The 16,948-nt window shown below is 61.1% G+C and carries 16 protein-coding genes; 10 read left to right on the top strand and 6 right to left on the bottom strand.

What is annotated here, in order from left to right; all coding sequences use genetic code 11:
* Positions 1-93: 93 nt before the first annotated feature.
* Positions 94-579 carry an Lrp/AsnC family transcriptional regulator gene (locus A9762_RS09720; protein WP_069341822.1) on the bottom strand — a complete coding sequence of 162 codons (486 nt, stop codon included), beginning with the start codon at positions 577-579 and terminating at the stop codon, positions 94-96.
* Between the two features lie 158 nt (positions 580-737).
* Here A9762_RS09720 and glmS point away from each other — a divergent pair, with 158 nt between their 5' ends.
* The 4 genes from glmS (at position 738) to A9762_RS09700 (ending at position 5,000) form a co-directional block, all read left to right on the top strand.
* Complete coding sequence (gene glmS, locus A9762_RS09715) at positions 738-2,567, top strand: glutamine--fructose-6-phosphate transaminase (isomerizing) (protein WP_069341821.1); 1,830 nt, start codon at positions 738-740, stop codon at positions 2,565-2,567.
* Positions 2,568-2,711: 144 nt separating this feature from the next.
* Complete coding sequence (locus A9762_RS09710) at positions 2,712-3,479, top strand: cyclase family protein (protein WP_069341820.1); 768 nt, start codon at positions 2,712-2,714, stop codon at positions 3,477-3,479.
* 30 nt (positions 3,480-3,509) lie between these two features.
* Positions 3,510-3,965 carry a lipocalin-like domain-containing protein gene (locus A9762_RS09705; RefSeq protein ID WP_069341819.1) on the top strand — a complete coding sequence of 152 codons (456 nt, stop codon included), beginning with the start codon at positions 3,510-3,512 and terminating at the stop codon, positions 3,963-3,965.
* A 96-nt stretch (positions 3,966-4,061) separates the two neighbouring features.
* Entirely contained in the window at positions 4,062-5,000 is a 939-nt protein-coding gene (locus tag A9762_RS09700) for a 3-keto-5-aminohexanoate cleavage protein (protein ID WP_069341818.1), read from the top strand.
* Positions 5,001-5,025: 25 nt separating this feature from the next.
* On the opposite strand, the gene A9762_RS09695 is transcribed toward A9762_RS09700, so the two are convergent.
* Positions 5,026-5,718: a TetR/AcrR family transcriptional regulator gene (locus tag A9762_RS09695; protein ID WP_083253789.1), complete on the bottom strand. Its 693-nt coding sequence runs from the start codon at positions 5,716-5,718 to the stop codon at positions 5,026-5,028.
* 238 nt (positions 5,719-5,956) lie between these two features.
* On the opposite strand from A9762_RS09695, the gene A9762_RS09690 reads away from it, so the two are divergent.
* Entirely contained in the window at positions 5,957-7,216 is a 1,260-nt protein-coding gene (locus A9762_RS09690; RefSeq protein ID WP_083253788.1) for an MFS transporter, read from the top strand.
* Between the two features lie 102 nt (positions 7,217-7,318).
* On the opposite strand, the gene A9762_RS09685 is transcribed toward A9762_RS09690, so the two are convergent.
* From A9762_RS09685 to A9762_RS09675, 3 genes are all read right to left on the bottom strand, one after another.
* Positions 7,319-7,690 (bottom strand): IPT/TIG domain-containing protein, encoded by a 372-nt coding sequence (locus tag A9762_RS09685; RefSeq protein ID WP_069341815.1) that lies wholly within the window; start codon positions 7,688-7,690, stop codon positions 7,319-7,321.
* 156 nt (positions 7,691-7,846) lie between these two features.
* Entirely contained in the window at positions 7,847-9,253 is a 1,407-nt protein-coding gene (locus A9762_RS09680; protein ID WP_069341814.1) for an MFS transporter, read from the bottom strand.
* 6 nt (positions 9,254-9,259) lie between these two features.
* Entirely contained in the window at positions 9,260-9,913 is a 654-nt protein-coding gene (locus tag A9762_RS09675) for a DsbA family oxidoreductase (RefSeq protein ID WP_069341903.1), read from the bottom strand.
* A gap of 328 nt (positions 9,914-10,241) precedes the next feature.
* On the opposite strand from A9762_RS09675, the gene A9762_RS09670 reads away from it, so the two are divergent.
* The 3 genes from A9762_RS09670 to A9762_RS09655 all read left to right on the top strand — a co-directional run bounded on the left by A9762_RS09670 (position 10,242) and on the right by A9762_RS09655 (position 13,640).
* The gene (locus A9762_RS09670) at positions 10,242-10,745 is read left to right on the top strand and encodes a cupin domain-containing protein (protein WP_069341902.1); all 504 of its coding nucleotides are present in this window, start codon (positions 10,242-10,244) and stop codon (positions 10,743-10,745) included.
* Between the two features lie 192 nt (positions 10,746-10,937).
* Entirely contained in the window at positions 10,938-11,564 is a 627-nt protein-coding gene (locus tag A9762_RS09665; RefSeq protein WP_069341813.1) for a flavin reductase family protein, read from the top strand.
* Positions 11,565-12,074: 510 nt separating this feature from the next.
* On the top strand, positions 12,075-13,640 hold the full coding sequence (locus A9762_RS09655) for a NuoM family protein (protein ID WP_069341811.1): 1,566 nt from the start codon (positions 12,075-12,077) through the stop codon (positions 13,638-13,640).
* Between the two features lie 126 nt (positions 13,641-13,766).
* On the opposite strand, the gene A9762_RS09650 is transcribed toward A9762_RS09655, so the two are convergent.
* Positions 13,767-14,483, bottom strand: coding sequence for a hypothetical protein (locus A9762_RS09650; RefSeq protein WP_069341810.1), 717 nt, complete (start codon positions 14,481-14,483; stop codon positions 13,767-13,769).
* Between the two features lie 303 nt (positions 14,484-14,786).
* On the opposite strand from A9762_RS09650, the gene A9762_RS09645 reads away from it, so the two are divergent.
* Together A9762_RS09645 and A9762_RS09640 are read left to right on the top strand one after the other, a co-directional pair.
* Positions 14,787-16,043 (top strand): ABC transporter substrate-binding protein, encoded by a 1,257-nt coding sequence (locus A9762_RS09645; RefSeq protein WP_069341809.1) that lies wholly within the window; start codon positions 14,787-14,789, stop codon positions 16,041-16,043.
* 27 nt (positions 16,044-16,070) lie between these two features.
* Positions 16,071-16,943: a carbohydrate ABC transporter permease gene (locus A9762_RS09640; protein ID WP_069341808.1), complete on the top strand. Its 873-nt coding sequence runs from the start codon at positions 16,071-16,073 to the stop codon at positions 16,941-16,943.
* The last annotated feature ends 5 nt before the right edge of the window (positions 16,944-16,948 follow it).

Genomic DNA, 16,948 nt, shown 5'->3' with positions numbered 1-16,948 from the left:
CAATGTGCACATTCGTTCTGGAATGGGCGCCACTTTGACAGCCGAGAATGACATTCAAATGACGGCGTCTAATGTTCAAATGAACATTTTCAATCAACGAGAAACCTTCGGATGAACGGGAGCATTCGCCTCGAACTTCGCGCAGCGCGTCGAAAAGAAGGTGCGTACGTTCCGGATATTGGCCGAGCTTTTGAACAGGCGTCGTGCAAGCTCGTCGTAGGCGGCCATGTCGCGGACTTCCGCGATGATGACGAAGTCAGGCCCCGGCGAGACGCGGTAGCACTGCGTCACCGCAGGTTCCTCGCAGATGTAGGCCTCGAAGGTGTCGTAGTCCTCGGCGGTCTGGCGGTCGAGGCTCACTTCGACGACGGCGCTCAGCGTCGGGCCAAGTTTCGTGGCATCGACGATGGCGATCTGACGTGCGATCACACCGGCCTCGCGCAAAGCCCGTACACGTCGCAGGCAGGTCGGCGCGGACGCGTGAACCCGTCGCGACAGTTCCAGATTCGAGATTGAGGCATCGGCTTGCAGGATGCCGAGGATGCGCAAGTCCAGATCGTCGAGGGTGAGATTCGCCATGCGGGAGTCCGAGATGTGTTTTGGGTTTGAAATTAAATTTCACGTCACATGAGTGGTGAATTTATATTTCATAGGATGATGAATATTGACGATTAATTTCTTGGTGTCAACTCTACCATCGCTTCACTGACGGGCAACGCAACATTCGGAGAAGCGTGATGTGTGGAATCATCGGCGCGGTAGCGCAGCGGGACATCGTCCCCAATCTGGTCGACGGTCTGAAGCGGTTGGAGTATCGCGGGTACGACTCGTGTGGCGTCGCGCTTTATCGTGACCGTGAGCTGGTCCGGGCGCGAAGCGTGGAGCGCGTGGCGAATCTTCAGGAGGAAATCGGGCGTGTCGGACTGAGCGGTTACACCGGTATTGCTCACACGCGCTGGGCGACGCATGGCAAACCGGTCACCGACAACGCACATCCTCATTTCTCGCCGAATGCCGAAACGCCGCGCATCGCGCTGTCGCACAACGGCATCATCGAGAACCATGAGGCATTGCGCGCGACGCTGGAAACGCACGGCTACACCTTCGCCAGCCAGACGGATAGCGAGGTCATCGCGCATCTGATCGACCATCTGTACGACGGCGATCTGTTCGATGCAGTGAAGGCGGCGGCTGCGCAATTGCAGGGAAGTTATGCGATTGCCGTGATTTGCCGGGACGAACCGCACCGGCTCGTCGGCGCGCGCGACGGCATGCCGTTGATCCTGGGCGTGGGCGACGGGGAGAACTTCATCGCGTCGGATGCGATTGCGCTTGCCAACGTCACCGACCGGATCGTGTATCTCGAGAATGGCGATGTGGCAGACGTTCAACTGCATCGCTACTGGGTGGTGGACGCGCAGGGGCAGCGCGTCGAGCGTCCGGTCAATCGCGTGGCGGCCCACAGTGGCGCGGCGGACCTCGGGCCGTATCGCTACTACATGCAGAAGGAGATTTTCGAGCAGCCGCGCGCGGTGGCCGACACGTTGTCGGACGTCACGTCGATCATGCCGGAATTGTTCGGCGATAACGCGTGGCGCGTGTTCAATACGGTCGATTCGGTGTTGCTGCTGGCGTGTGGCGGGAGCTATCACGCGGCGCTCACCGCCAAGTACTGGATCGAGAGTCTGGCGCAACTGCCGGTGAGTGTGGAGATCGCGAGCGAGTATCGCTATCGCGACAGCGTACCCAACGCGAAGACGCTCGTCGTGGCGGTATCGCAGAGCGGCGAGACGGCGGACGTGCTCGGCGCGGTGCATGTCGCCAAGCAGCGTGGGATGTTGCATACGCTGGCGATCTGCAACGTGGCGACGAGCGCGCTGGCACGGGAATGCGCGCTGACGTTCTTCACGCGGGCGGGTGTGGAGATCGGCGTGGCGTCGACGAAGGCGTTCACGACCCAACTGGTGTCCCTGTTCATTCTGGCGTTGACGCTGGCGCAAAGCCGCAAGCGTCTGACGGATGAAGACGAGCAGCAGCACCTGAAGGCCTTGCGCCATCTGCCGGACGCGATCGCCAAGGTGCTGGCGCTGGAACCGCAGATCATCGGCTGGGCGGAGCAACTGACGCGGCGTCAGGACATTCTGTTCCTCGGGCGCGGTTTGCATTACCCGGTGGCGATGGAAGGGGCGCTGAAGATGAAGGAAATCTCGTACATCCACGCCGAGGCGTATCCGGCAGGGGAACTCAAGCACGGGCCGCTGGCGCTGGTGAGCGATGAGATGCCGGTGGTGGCGGTGGCGCCCAACGATCGTCTGCTGGAGAAGCTCAAGTCGAACATGCACGAAGTGAGCGCGCGTAACGGGAAGCTGTACGTCTTCGCGGACAGCGATTGCGGGCTGTCGCCGGGGCCGGACATCGACGTGATCCGGCTGACCGAACACTACGGTTTGCTCTCACCGATTCTCCACACCATCCCGATGCAACTGCTGGCGTATCACGCGGCTGTGGCACGTGGCACCGATGTGGACAAGCCGCGGAATCTGGCGAAGTCGGTGACGGTGGAGTAAGCACCTCTTAAATAACGACTGGCGGTCCTTTGTCGGCGAGGACCGCCAGGCCCATCTCCGGTAGTCACTCCTCCATTTCCTGTTGACAAACTTCGATCTCGTCCGCAGTATATTATTTAGTCGGTTGACCAACTAAATAATGAGATGAAATTCATCGATCTGTCTGTCGCGCTGGAAAACGATTTGCCGGTCGATCGACCGGGGAACGGCCCGCGTATTACCTACTTCAAGCACCACGAGACGTTCGGGGCGCTCAGCAAGCCTTTTGTGGGACTCAAGCCTGAAGACTTGCCGGGAGGCGAGGCCTGGGCGGTGGAGCGCATCGATCTGTCGACACACAATGGCACGCACATGGACGCGCCGTGGCACTACGCCTCCACGATGAACGACGGTGAGCGGGCCATTGCGATCGACGAGGTGCCGCTGGAATGGTGCTATCGCCCCGGCGTCAAGCTGGATTTCCGACACTTTCCCGATGGTTATGTAGTGCAGCCGATGGATATCGAAGCGGAATTGCGTCGCATAGGACATGCGCTTCGCCCGTTCGATATCGTGCTGGTCAACACCGGGGCGGGGGCGCGATACGGACAACCGGATTATCTGGACAGCGGTTGCGGCATGGGCCGGGACGCCACGCTTTTTCTTGCCCGAAACGGCGTTCGCGTTGTGGGTACCGATGCCTGGTCATGGGACGCGCCCTTCTCCCACACCGCGAAGCGATACGCCGAGACCGGGGACGCTTCCATCATCTGGGAAGGGCACAAGGCCGGTCGAACGATCGGCTATTGCCAGCTCGAGAAACTCTTCAATCTGCAGTCGTTGCCGGACTCGGGCTTCGACGTCATCTGTTTCCCCGTGAAGATTCGCGGCGCCTCGGCCGGCTGGGTGAGAGCCGTTGCCGTTCTTCCCTAGCACAAACACCTCACAACACTCAGGTACGAAATGAACGCAATCTGTAGCGACACCGAGCAGGCCATTCTCGGTACGTGGTATCTCGACGAGGCTTACGCCGTGACCTCGTCGGGCGAGCGCCTCTACGACGTGTATGGAGCCAAGCCCTCCGGCATCATCAATTACGGCAGCGACGGACGGATGGTGGCGTTGATTACGCATGACGGCCGTTCGTTGCTCGACGGCGATCGTCAGGCGGCACCCGCGGATCAACGTGCAGCGGCTTACCAATCGTCTATTGGTTACGCAGGTCGATACGACCTGGAAGACAACTGCGTTCTTCACCGCGTGGATGTTTCGACTTACCCGAATTGGGTCGGGACCGTGTTGCGCCGATTCCTGAAGTTCGAGGACGGTGCCGCCGTTTTGTTGACCCCCCCTCAAATGCAGAATGGCGTGGAAACGGTCATCAAGCTCATCTGGCGTCGCTCGCCGTCAATCGGCTAACTCGCCGCACCCTCACGAGGGCATCGGGTTCGCGCGTCGTACGCATTGAACCGCCGGCCGAAGTCGAAGACAAGCAAACCAATTTGGAGAGGCACGATGCCGAAACCATCACGAAAGGTCATCATTACCAGTGCGATCACGGGGGCGATTCACACGCCGACGATGTCCGACGCGCTGCCCTACAAGCCCGAAGATATCGCACGACAGGCGATTGAAGCCGCTGAGGCGGGGGCCGCGGTCCTGCACTTGCACGCGCGTCATCCGCTGAACGGCTCAGTATCCATCGATCCCGAGCATTTCATGGCGTTTCTGCCGGAAATCAAAGCCTCGACAGACGCCGTCATCAACCTGTCGACCGGTGGAAGTCTCAAGAACTCGATTGCCGAACGCATTGCGCCGGCAGAGCGTTTCTCACCGGAAATGTGCTCCCTGAACATGGGAAGCATGAACTTTTCGATGCACCCGTTAGCCGATCGATATACGGACTGGAAATTTGATTGGGAGGAAGCCTACCTGCGTGATTCCGATACGTATATTTTTCGCAATACGTTCCGGGACATCGCGACCATCGCTCAGAACCTGGGGACGCAGCACAACGTGAAGTTCGAGCACGAGTGTTACGACGTCGGGCACCTCTATAACCTGAAGTTCTGTATGGATAGCGGGTTGTTCAAGGCGCCGGTGTTTATCCAGTTCATTTTCGGCATTCTGGGTGGGATCGGGCCTGAAATCGACAATCTCGTTTTCATGAAGCGCACGGCAGACAGGCTGTTCGGCGATCAGTACCGGTGGTCGGTGTTGGGGGCTGGCGGGGCTCAGATGAGCCTTGCAACGGCAGCCGCGGCGATGGGCGGGAACGTTCGGGTGGGACTAGAAGACTCACTGCTGATTTCGAGAGGCAAGCTGGCCGAGTCCAACGCGCAACAGGTGCGAAAGGTGCGCAAATTGCTGGAGGAGCTCGGCCATGAAATTGCCACGCCCGCCGAGGCGCGCGAGATGCTTGCGCTAAAGGGGGCGTCTGCGGTGAATTTTTAAGTGTGGCGCTGCGCGGTGGTGTTCGCTAAGCCGCGACCGGAACGCCGCGCATGCCGTCAGCAAGAAAGCGCACCATCTGTTGGAATGCGCTTTCGAATTCCCTGCTTGTGCAGCGTCCGTCGGAGATCACCTCCAGGCGACCGGTATCGGCCAGCACATACTGGTAAGTGCCGAGTATAAAGACGAAGCGCCAACAGACGTCTTCATGACGCAGGCCGGGCAGGCTTCTGGCAAATGCCGCCACGAAACGACTTGACGATTCGTCATAAAGCGCCTTGCGCATTTCATCGCCGAACTTGGACGATTCCAATTGGAGTCGAGCCTGCATCCGGAAAAACGCCCGGCCGCCGGGACCGCTCTTGGCAAGGTCGATGGCAGGTCTGAGAAAAAGCTCCACGAGTCGTTCGACGGCAATCGCTTTTTGCCCTGTGAGCGCTTCTTCGGCATCGAGCAAGCGCAAGCGGTCTTCCACGATATCCTGACCGCGTCGCACATAGGCTTCACGAAAAAGTGTTTCTTTCGATTTGAAGAAGTAGTGAATCATCCCCTGATTCACTTTCGCCTTTTCTGCCACGTCTCGCAAAGTACATCCGTCGAAACCGCGCTCTGCAAAGAGGCGTTCGGCGGCGTCCAATATGGTGGCTCTGCCATCGGTTTTTCGTTTGCGCGGTTGTTCAGGTTTAGGTGCCGAGACTGCCGAACTCTTGGGCTTTTGCATAGGAATTGACTGAACGATCGCGTACGAGGCGCAACGTAAATTTCATTGAATTTAATTGTACCAGAGCCGATACTGGTGCTAGTATTTAGTTGATTGACTAACTAAATAAAGCGCGACGGGCAGATGTTTTTCGCTCAGAGCAGCCATGACCCAGGAGACGGTGATGCAGCGTGTAGACAAGTATTCGGATGCCTCTGAGCGGGGGCGCCCGCCCGGCCTGAGTCGAGCGCAGTGGAAGATGATCGTGATCGCGAGCCTGGGTGGCGCGCTCGAATTTTATGACTTCATCATCTACGGCTTTTTCGCTCATTACATTGCCGAACAATTCTTCCCGAATGCGTCGCCAATTCTGAGTCTGCTGTTCGCGTTTTCGGTGCTGGCGATCGGGTATGTGGTTCGTCCGCTAGGCGGTGTCATGCTCAGTAGTTTTGGCGACCGCTATGGCCGGCGGCCCGTGTTCCTGATCTCGATTGCGGTCGTGTCCGTTGCCACCTGCTGTATCGGGCTTCTGCCGAATTACCAGACCTGGGGGCTCGCTGCTCCCGTGATATTTGTCATGTTGCGCCTGCTGCAGGGTTTCTGCGTGGGGGGCGAAATGCCCTGCGCCATCACCTATGCGGTGGAAGCGGCACCGCGGCGCGCCGGATTTGCCGCCGGCGTCATTATTGGCATGGTGAACATGGGCGTGCTTCTTGCGAACGCCGTCAACCTCCTCGTCCAGACTTATCTGACGCAGGCCGACGTCAGTGCTTATGGGTGGCGCATTGCATTTCTTCTCGGGGGGCTTGGCGGGATTGTTTCCTACTGGATGCGGCGCAACCTCGACGAATCCCCGGAGTTCAAGGAGATGCATGGCGCGGTAGTGAAGCGCCCCTTCCGGGAGACGGTACAACGGCATGGCGGGCAGGTCGTGGTCGGTATCTTCGCCATCGCGGTGGTGGCGGGTGTGAACGGCATTCTTTTCGGCCACATGCCTGCCTATCTTGTCCAGCAACTGCACTATCCGCCCGAAACTGCAGCCGTTGCGCAGAACGCGTACCTGATCGTGACCTCGATTGGCCTGCTGATCGTCGGATGGCTTAGTGATTTCATCGCACGTAGATACCTGCTGCGTTTTTCCGCATGCGCACTGACGCTACTGGCTTATCCGTTTTATCAGGCAATTGCCAGTCACAGTTTCAATCTGACGACGCTATTCGTGATCGCGGCGCTTGTGTGCTCGTTTGTATATGGGACGTGGGCGTCGGTGTTGGCGGACCTGTTTCCTGTGAGCATTCGATTCAGCGGAATTGCGCTTTCGTACAACGTCGCGACGGTACTTTTCAGCGGCTTTGCCCCATTGATTGCAACTGCGCTTATTCGAGAAACGGGCGTCCTGATTTCGCCTGCCTATTACGTCATGGGGACTTCCGCTATCGCGGTATTGGCCAGTTTCCTGCTGAAACCGTCTTCGATCTCCGTAGAGATTTCGCACCCACAGCCCAATGCGCAGTCATGAATGACGGTGGACGACTGGCAGACCTGCGAATGTGGTGCCACGATCCGGCTTCTTGACCGCAGTGAGGGTGGCCATGATGTACCTCGATCCAATGGAACTACGCTAAGCGACTGCGCCGGACGATCCCGGATCTACCACGTAAAACTCATTCGCATATTGTTGGCGGCTCTGAATCACCAGTCCGAACGGTGTACCGACTTCCGAGGTGCTGTCGGGTTCGGTGTTCTTGGCCGGTGTTGCGTCTTCGCCGACGGTCACATTGACCGTTGCTGCGCCGGCGGTGGTGAATGCCGGGACTACGCCGGTGATCTTGGTGTCGCTCACAACGGTGTAACTGGTCGCGGGAATCTTCTTCGACGCGGCGTCGACAAAGTACACCTGAACGGCCTTCGAGAATCCCGCGCCAGTGATCGTGAACTGGCCGCCGCCCTTGCGCTCGACCATGCCGAGGGTAGTGCTCGTAATGCTGGCCATGAGACACCTCCTGTTGAGACGTGGTGTCTCTCGAATCTAGGCGACACCGGCGCATCTCGCACCTGTCAACCCTGACAGGTAGCCTCGCGCTGTGCGTCTGAAACGACGAAGCCCCGCACAAGGCGGGGCTTCGATGAACTACCGATCGTTCAGCGCTCAGTGCGCACGCTTGCCCACCAACCGCATCCCGCTAGCCAGACATCCCGCCGCAGAGAACGCAGCGCCCCAGGCCAGCGCCCAGGTCGAACCGTGCGTGCCGAACAGGCCCAGTGCGAGAGCGACGAGGGCGGCGCCCGTCGCCTGACCGAGCAGGCGTGACGTGCCGACCATGCCGCTCGCGCCGCCGCTACGCTCCGGCGGTGCGCTGTGCATGAACGCCTTCAGGTTCGGCGACTGGAAGAAGCCGAAGCCCAATCCGCACAGTGCCATGCGCCAGCCGATATCCCACAACTGCGCGTGCTCCGGCATGATCGCCAGCAACGCCATCCCGGCACTCAGCATCGCCAGTCCGATCGCGCCCAGCGCACCGGGCGGGTAACGGTCGGACAGACGTCCCGCCAGCGGCGCGATGGCCGCCACGAAGAACGGCCACGGCGTCATCAGGAAACCGGTTTCGATGGGGCTGCGATGCAGCACGTTCTCGAAGTAGAAGGGCAACGACACCAGTCCCAACCCTTGCGTCGCGAACGCACAGATCGCGGTAAGCGTCGACAGCGCAAACGCAGGCAGGCGCAACAGGTCGACCGGCAGCATCGGCGCTTGGTGACCTCGCTCACGTCGAATCAATGCCCAGCCGAAGAACAACGCGCCGACGAAGCACGCCAGCGTCAGATGCCAGTCGGCTTGCTGTGCGCTCTGGCTGAGCGCGAAGATCAGCAGCGAGAACGTCAGCACATTGAGCAGCGCGGCGATCATGTCCGGCTTGTGCTCGCTGCGCGGCGTGTCCGGCAGATTGCGGCGCGAGAATGCCAGCGCCAGCAGCGCCGTCGGCACGTTGATGAGGAACAGCCACGGCCAACTGGCAAACGCCAGCACCAGCGACGCCACCGTCGGTCCGATGGCAAACGAGATGCCGACGATCAGGGCGTTGAGCCCAACGCCGCGTCCTAACTGCGCCGCCGGGTAAAGGAAGCGAATCAGCGCGATGTTCACGCTCATCACGGCCGCAGCGCCCACGCCTTGCAGCACGCGTGCCCCGGCAAGAAAGCCGAGCGACGGCGACAGCGCGCACAGTAGCGACGCCACGAGAAAGACCGCAACGCCAGCCATGAACACCCGCTTGTGTCCGACACGCTCGCCCAGCGATGCGAACGGCAGCAGCGTGGCCACCATCGCCAACTGGTACGCGTTCACGATCCAGACGGATGCCGACGGCGTCGTGTTCAGATCGAGCGCCATCTGCGGCAGGGCCGTGTTGGCGATGGCAGTATCGAGACTGGCGAGAGAGACGGCGAGCAGGATCGCCGTCATGGCAAGACCGCGTCCGGTGGCGGGCGGCTCGTGAGATTGCGCAGCAGCGGCGCTTACCGTCGAATTGTCGGCGGTCGGGGGCAACGACGACATGACGGATCAGCCCTCGGCCAGAATCTGACGGATGGCTTGCTCGAAGACTTCGGGCGGTTGCCCTCCGCTCACGAGATGACGGTTGTTGAAGATGATCGCGGGCACCGAGCTGATGCCCAGATTCTGATAGTGACGCTCCAGCGCACGCACCTGATCGGCGTACTCGTCGGTCGACAGGATCTCGCGAGCGCGCTCGGTGTCGAGGCCCGCCTGACGCACGGCGTCGACCAGCACTTCCGGATCGCTCGTGCGCTTGCCTTCGACGAAGTAGGCGCGCAGCAGTGCTTCCTTGAGCGCGAGCTGCTTGTCGTTGCCGACCGTCTGCGCCCAGTGAAGCAGACGATGCGCATCAAATGTGTTGTACGCGTGCGTGCGCAGATCCATGCGCATCGGGAAGCCCTCGGCAGCGGCACGTGCACTGATGTTCGCCTGATTCTGCGCGAGCTGTCCCGGCGAGAGGCCGTACTTACGCGACATGTAGTCGGCGAGCGGCACGCCGTCCACCGGCATGTCGGGGTTCAGCTCGAAGGGGCTGAAGTGCAGGTCGACGTCGACTTCGTCGCCCAGTCGGCCGAGCGCTGTCTTCAATGAGGCGAGGCCAATGGCGCACCAGGGGCAGGCGACATCGGAAACAAAGTCAATCTTGAGTGTGGCAGGCATGATCTGACGGCGCCAAGGGGGCGCGTGCAATGAAAAACGCGCCGCCTTGCGCGACGCAACACGACAATCGTCGCACAAATCGATGATTCTCGCCGGTTCCTGCGGTGCTCCTGCCGCAAGCCTTTGCGTGTGCGGGTCTTCGGCCAGGGTGCCTGGAGGGAGAGGTTTCACTTGTGTTTTGACAGTCGAAATTATTGTTTTGTCAGATGGAACTTTGGGTTGCGTCGATCACAGCCATCTGTGGCGTTGCGGTATTGTGTGGGGCGAAATCGATCGTTATCGATCGCTATCGATCATCTTCCCCCCCAAGATTTTCAAGGAGTCCGTTATGCCGTCCGCAGCCGATCTCGTGACGTCGCTGGAATTGTTGCCGCATCCGGAGGGCGGGCACTATCGGGAGACGTATCGCGCGGGCGACACGATTCCCGCTCAGGCATTGCCGAACGGATTCTCCGGTCCACGCAGCATCTCCACCGCGATTCTTTATCTGCTCGAAGCGGGGGACTTCTCGGCGTTTCACCGCATTCGCAGCGACGAGGTGTGGCACTTTCATCTGGGTGGCACGCTCTGGATTCACGAGATCGACCCCGTCGGCAAGCTCACGACGACGCCCCTCGGCCACGATGTCGCGCATGGCGAGCACCTTCAGCACGTGGTCCGCGCCGGCCACTGGTTTGCCGCACAGCCCGCACCGTCCACCGACTTCTCGCTGGTTGGCTGCACGGTGGCGCCGGGATTTGCCTTCGAGGACTTCGAGATGGCTGATCCGGCGGCGCTTGCCGCGCAGTGGCCGGCGCATCGCGATCTAATCGCGCGCCTCGGACGCGGCTGAGACCGCGACGTCTGCCTCGCCCTCGCCCTCGCCCCGAAGCGATCGGCCCCGCGACACGGCGTGGGCAGTGAAGATACGAGCGGTTGCCATCCTGCGGCGACGCTTGCCCCCGGAGTGCGATAGCATCGGCATTACCGCATGCACCCCCTGTGCACATCGTGCACACCGTATAACTTTCGGCCTTCGCTTTTCATGTCCCACACTGACGACGTTCATTTCTACGACCCGGCCAAAGGCCACGGTCTGTCTCACGACCCGTTCAAGGCGATTGTCGCGCCGCGTGTGATCGGCTGGATTTCCAGCCGCGACGCGCAGGGGCAGGTGAACCTTGCGCCATACAGCTTCTTCGGTGCGTTCGCCACGTTTCCGCCGATCATCGGTTTTTGCAGCGAGGGGTACAAGGATTCCATCGCCAACATCGAAGCCACGCGCGAGTTCGTCTGGAATCTGACGAGCAAGTCGCTGGTGGGGCAGATGAACCAGACGTCCGCGCCCGTGCCGCATGACGTGGACGAGTTCGAGCTGGCGGGGCTGACCAAGGCCCCCGGCGTGAATGTCGACGTACCGCACGTGGCCGAGTCGCCCGCATCCCTCGAATGCAAGCTGCTGCAAGTGGTGCGCATGCACGATCTCGACGGCAAGCCGATGAATAACTGGCTCGCGCTGGGGCAGGTGGTCGGTGTGCATATCCGCCGCGAATTCCTGCGTGAAGACGGCTTGTTCGATACCGTGAAAGCCCACCCGGTGATGCGCGCCGGCTATCTCGGCGACTACGCCGAGATCGGGCCGATGTTCGATCTGCGTCGCCCCAAGGCTTAAGGAACGTCGACGGCGACGGTCTCGCTTCCGTTCACGTCTTATCTATCTCCTCGCTGTCTCATCACGCGTTTCAGCACATCGAACGTGAAGGTGCCGCGCTTCGGCACGACACCTTCACGCGCATCACTATCTTCACTTTCCGCAATGCGCTATTGACGATTTCGACGCGCGAGATCGATTGACTTGTCATGCTGACGACGGGTCACGCTGCGGCGCGTTGTCGCGCGGGCTTACCCAAAGCCTAGGCGGATACCCTAATTGCCAACCGGTCGGTCGGCTGATGCGTTCGCAATCATTTGTAAAATTTGCTGCGATGCAAAATGTTTTCGAGACGCGTATGCTTGCCACCTTCGTTGACGCCCCCGCGCCCGGCGTCCCCTCCCGCAGGCATTGTCTTGCCTTGATTCTCGCGTTTCACGCTATGTGACACGCGCGGGGTAGGTTCGTCCCTGGCCGCGTCGACGTTGCGCATTTGCGCTCGATTTTTGTTGCGGCACACCAGGACCCCCAATGTTTCCCATCCTGTCCCTCCTGATCTGGCTTCCTATCGTGGCTGGCGCACTCGTCATGCTGCTTGGCCGCGATCGCTACCCCAATGCCGTGCGCTGGGCATCGCTTGGCGCCGCGGTGATTTCGGCGGCACCGCTCGTGCCGCTCGTGCGCGGGTTTCAGACCCATGTCTCCAGTCTGCAATTCGTCGAGCGTTTTCGCTGGATCGATTCGTTCGACGCCTCGTGGCACGTTGGCATCGATGGCATTTCGTTGTGGCTCGTGGCGCTCACCGGGGTGACCACGATCATCGTGGTGCTGGCGTCGTGGCGCGCCGTGACCACGCGCATGAGCGCGTACTTCGGTAGCTTCCTCGTCCTCTCGGGGTTGATGCAGGGCGTGTTCTCCGCGCAGGACGGCATGCTGTTCTTCGTGTTCTTCGAAGCGACGTTGCTGCCGCTGTATCTGCTCATCGGTGTGTACGGCCGGGCGAACCGCACGCGTGCGGCGGTGAAATTCTTCTTCTTCTCGCTGACGGGCTCGCTGATGATGCTGGTCTCGATGCTCTATCTGTACATGCAGACGCAGAGCTTCGACATGGCCCGCTGGCAGACGCTGCACCTGCCGCTCGCGGTGCAGGTCATGCTCTTCATCGGCTTTCTCGCGGCGTTCTCCGTCAAGGTGCCGATGTGGCCCGTGCATACGTGGCTGCCGGAAGTTCACCTCGACGGGCCGACGGGCGCGGCCGTCATGCTCGGCATGCTGAAGCTGGGCGGCTACGGTTTGCTGCGCTTCAACCTCCCGCTGCTGCCGGACGCCAGTCACTTCCTCGCCCCGCTGATGGTCGTGCTGTCGCTCGTCGCGGTGATCTACGCGAGTCTGGTGGCGCTGGTGCAAACGGATCTGCGCAAGCTGCTGGCGTACTCGGCCGTGGCGCACATGGGGCTGGTCACGCTCGGCCTGTTCCTCTTTTCCGAGATGGGAACCGACGGCGCGGTGATGCAGATGATTTCGTACGGGATCGTGTCGGGCGCCATGCTGTTGTGCACGGGCATGTTGTACGACCGCACCGGCAGCGCCTCGATCGACGGTTACGGCGGCGTGGCGAGCACGATGCCGCGTTTCGCGGCGTTCGCGATGCTGTTCTCGATGGCGAACGTCGGCATGCCGGGCACGTCGGGTTTTGTCGGCGAGTTTCTCGTGCTGATGGGTGCGATCAAGGCCAACTTCTGGATCGGTGCGTTGGCGTCGCTCACGCTGGTGCTGAGCGCGGCTTACACCTTGTGGATGTACAAGCGCGTGATCTTCGGTCGGGTGGGCAATGAGCGTGTCGCGTCGCTCAAGGATCTGAGTCGCCGCGAATTCGCGCTGCTGGGCGCGATGGCGGTGATGGTGCTCGGCATCGGCCTCGATCCGAAACCGCTCACCGACGGCATCGACGCCACAGCCATTCAGGTCGTGCAGGACATCGAGAACCATCGTCTGCCGGCGGGCGACCCGGGCAGCAGCGAGATGGCGGGGCGTCGCCATGGCGATGCGGCAGGACATGCGGCCGCAACGGTGAAGGGCTCGCGTCCGGATGCCTGACCGGATCTGAGCAAGACAAAACAGGTGTCCGTTTTAACGTGACACCTGTTTTTGCATTACGGGCTGCTTTTTTTCACTGCCCGTGAAATCCCCAAACGGCTCGCGAGAGATCGGCTGTCAGTTTCCTCACTTGGCGCAAACCGCATCACCCATGGCAGACGCCACGGAGTTCCCGTTGAGCGCGATATCCCACTTGTCTGAAATCCCGCCGTCGAAATTCAGTTCGTAGAGGGTACCGAAACCGCGGTCGCAATCGGCCGATGCAATGACGAGTTCGGTGTACTCGAAGGTGTTTTCGCGCAGATTGTCGAAGCGCGAAAGGATCGTCACCGACGGCTTGCCCTTGAAGTTTCGCTTGTGACGCGTGTCGCGCTTCAGATACACCTTGTTGCCCGACGACTTCACCGACGCCACGAAAGTCCAGGCGTCGTCCTTTTGCACGAGCGATGCCTTGCCCGTTTCGCCGTCCCAGGCCAGACAGGCCGTCGATCCGATGTTGTCGGCCACCGTGGGGCCGAATCGCACGAACTGGTCCTTGCTCAGGAACTGGCCTTCCATACCGTTGTAGTAGACGAAGCCATAGCCTTTGCGGCAGGCGTCGAGCAGCACAACGGCCTGTCCGTATTCATAAGTGCTCTTCGCCTTGTTCTTGATCTGATAGAGGTATTTGTAGCCGTTGTTCTTCCTGCCATCGACATTGGACAGCGAGCCACTGCCCGGTTGTGCCTGCCAGACGGACTTCGACGTTTCCGCGACGGTAATCCAGTCTTTCGCATCTTCGGCACACGCCGCGTGAACCATTGCCACGCCCACGAGCGTGCCCAGAACGGTCTTCACCAACATTTTGCGTTTCTCCCCGTGTTACGCATGTCATCCCCCAGTCTTTCGGTCGCGTGACGCCAGGCCTCGCAGACATTGACGCAATCCTCAACTTTTTGGGGCGTGAAACATTACTTCGGCACGTGGGCGGGAAACTTTAGCGAACGCGCGCGCGGTGGTTGCCACAATTCTTTAACGATCCCTCGCCAGAATGACGCTCGTGCCATGCCAGTGGCCTTTTTCTGTGTCGATCTTGCACACGTGTGCAATCGATGTTCGACAGAGCCGCTGGTTCCGTAATCGCCGTTAGAGCCCGTGAGAGATCGCATGAAACTGTTCACCCGTCTGCGCGCTGTGTCCCTTGCCGTCGCCGCTACCGTCAGCCTGTTCACCGTGGCGACGAGCGCCGGCGCGGCCGATCTCGTGATCGCCGGTCGCGACGACATCTATGGCAAAGGCCTTACCGAGGCCGTCGCGGGCTTCAAGAAGCAGCATCCCGATGCCGACATCGAACTGCTGAAGCTGCCCAACGCCAACCTCTATCAGAAGCTCAAGCTGTCGATGCGTGAGGCCACGGGCGCTTACGATCTGGTGATGATGGACGACACGTGGTCTCCGGAATTCATGGCGAACGGCTGGCTCAAGCCGCTGCCCGCCACGCTCGTCGACGCCGATATGGTCGCCTCGACCGTTGCGCTGGGCCGGGCACCGAACGGCAGTCTGTATGCACTGCCGGTGGTCGGTAACGTCGAGATGTTCGCGTATCGCCGCGATCTGCTTGCCAAATACAAGCTGCAAGCCCCGCGCAATTGGGACGACGTGCTCAAGATCGCGCAGACCACTGCGGCAGACACCGGTGTGTCGGGCGTCGTGTTCCGTGGCACGAAGGGCAATCCGGTCGTGACGGGCTTCCTGCCCATCCTGTGGGCGTATGGCGGCGACGTGATCGACGCCAACGGTCGCGCCGTCATCGATTCGCCGCAGGCGCTCGCGGCGTTGAAGATGTTTGTCTCGCTCAAGGCCTACGCGCCGAAGGACGTCGCCGTGTACGGCGCGGCCGAAGTGCGCGATGCGCTGCAAAAGGGCGCTGCTGCGCAAGCCATCGAAGTCTGGCCGGCCTGGGTGCCGGCGCTCGACGACCCGAAGCAATCGCGCGTGGTGGGCGAAGTGGCCTTGCAGGCGCCGCCGGGACAGGTGAAGGGGCCGGCGCCGATGCTCGGCATCTGGCAGATGGCGATCCCGAAGGACGCCCGCCACGCCGCACTTGCGCAGGACTTCCTGGCGTATCTGACGTCGCGCGAGACGCAAACGCGTCTGGCGGCGATGGGCATTCCGCCGACCCGCAAGAGCGTGTTCGAAGACGCCGCGCTCGTGAAGCAGTTCCGCTGGTATCCGGATCAGCTCAAGGCGCTGGAGGCAGGGCGTGCGCGTCCGCGTGTGAAGAACTGGGAGCAGATCGAGAGCCTGCTGGGCGATGCGCTGCAACTCGTGCTGACGGGCCAGCTCACGCCGGAAGCCGCGCTGCGTCAGGCGTCGCAGAAGATCGCGCCGGTGCTCACGGCTGCGGCCACTGCGGTCAATTAACGACGCGATACGGACTTCGACGATTCCATGAATGCTGTGCGTCGCTGGCTGCCGTTGGTCTGGCTCGTAGGGCCGGCGTTACTCGTCATTGGTGTGCTGGCGCTATACCCGGTGCTGCGAGTGCTGGCCGATTCGTTCTTCAACGTCGACTACGCGTCGGGGCGTCGGGCGTTCGCCGGGCTGGCGAACTATCGCACGGTGCTCGCCGACGACAACTTCTCGGCCAGCTTCTTCAACACGATGCACTTCACGGTCGTGGCGTCGGTGTGTGAAGTGGTGCTCGGTGGTGCGCTGGCGTTGCTGTTCTCGCGGGCATTTCGCGGGCGGCGCTTCGTCATGCCGCTGCTGATTCTGCCGATGATGCTCTCGACGCTGGTGTGCTCGGCGATCTGGCGAAACTGGCTGAACTTCGGTGGCTTCCTGAATGCCGGGCTCGCGAAGTTCGGCCTGCCAGGCGTGCAGTGGTTGTCCGATCCGGGGCTGGCGATCTGGTCGCTCATTCTCGTCGACGTCTGGCAATGGACGCCCATGGCGTTTCTCATCATTCTCGCGGGCATTCAGTCCATCGATCCCGAACTCTACGAGGCGGCCCGTACCGATGGGGCGAGCGAGTGGCAGTGCCTGCGCGACATCACGTTGCCGCTGCTGGTGCCGCAGTTCGTGCTCGCGCTGCTGCTGCGCTCGATCGATACGTTCAAGCTGTTCGACAAGGTCTATGCGCTGACCGGCGGTGGTCCGGGCAACGCGACGCAGACGTTGTCGACCTACGTCTACGACACGGGCTTTCGATTCTTCAGCGTGGGGCCGGCGAGCGCGGCATCGGTGTTGATGCTGTTGGTGGCGGCCGGGCTGGTCTCGGTGAACGTGTGGTTGTCGATCCGTAAGCCGGGGGCGAGATGAGTCAG

This window comes from Pandoraea sp. ISTKB, assembly GCF_001721285.1.
Lineage (GTDB): Bacteria > Pseudomonadota > Gammaproteobacteria > Burkholderiales > Burkholderiaceae > Pandoraea > Pandoraea capi.
The sequence above is the reverse complement of the archived record's forward strand: the minus strand, read 5'-3'. Positions and strand labels throughout refer to the sequence as shown.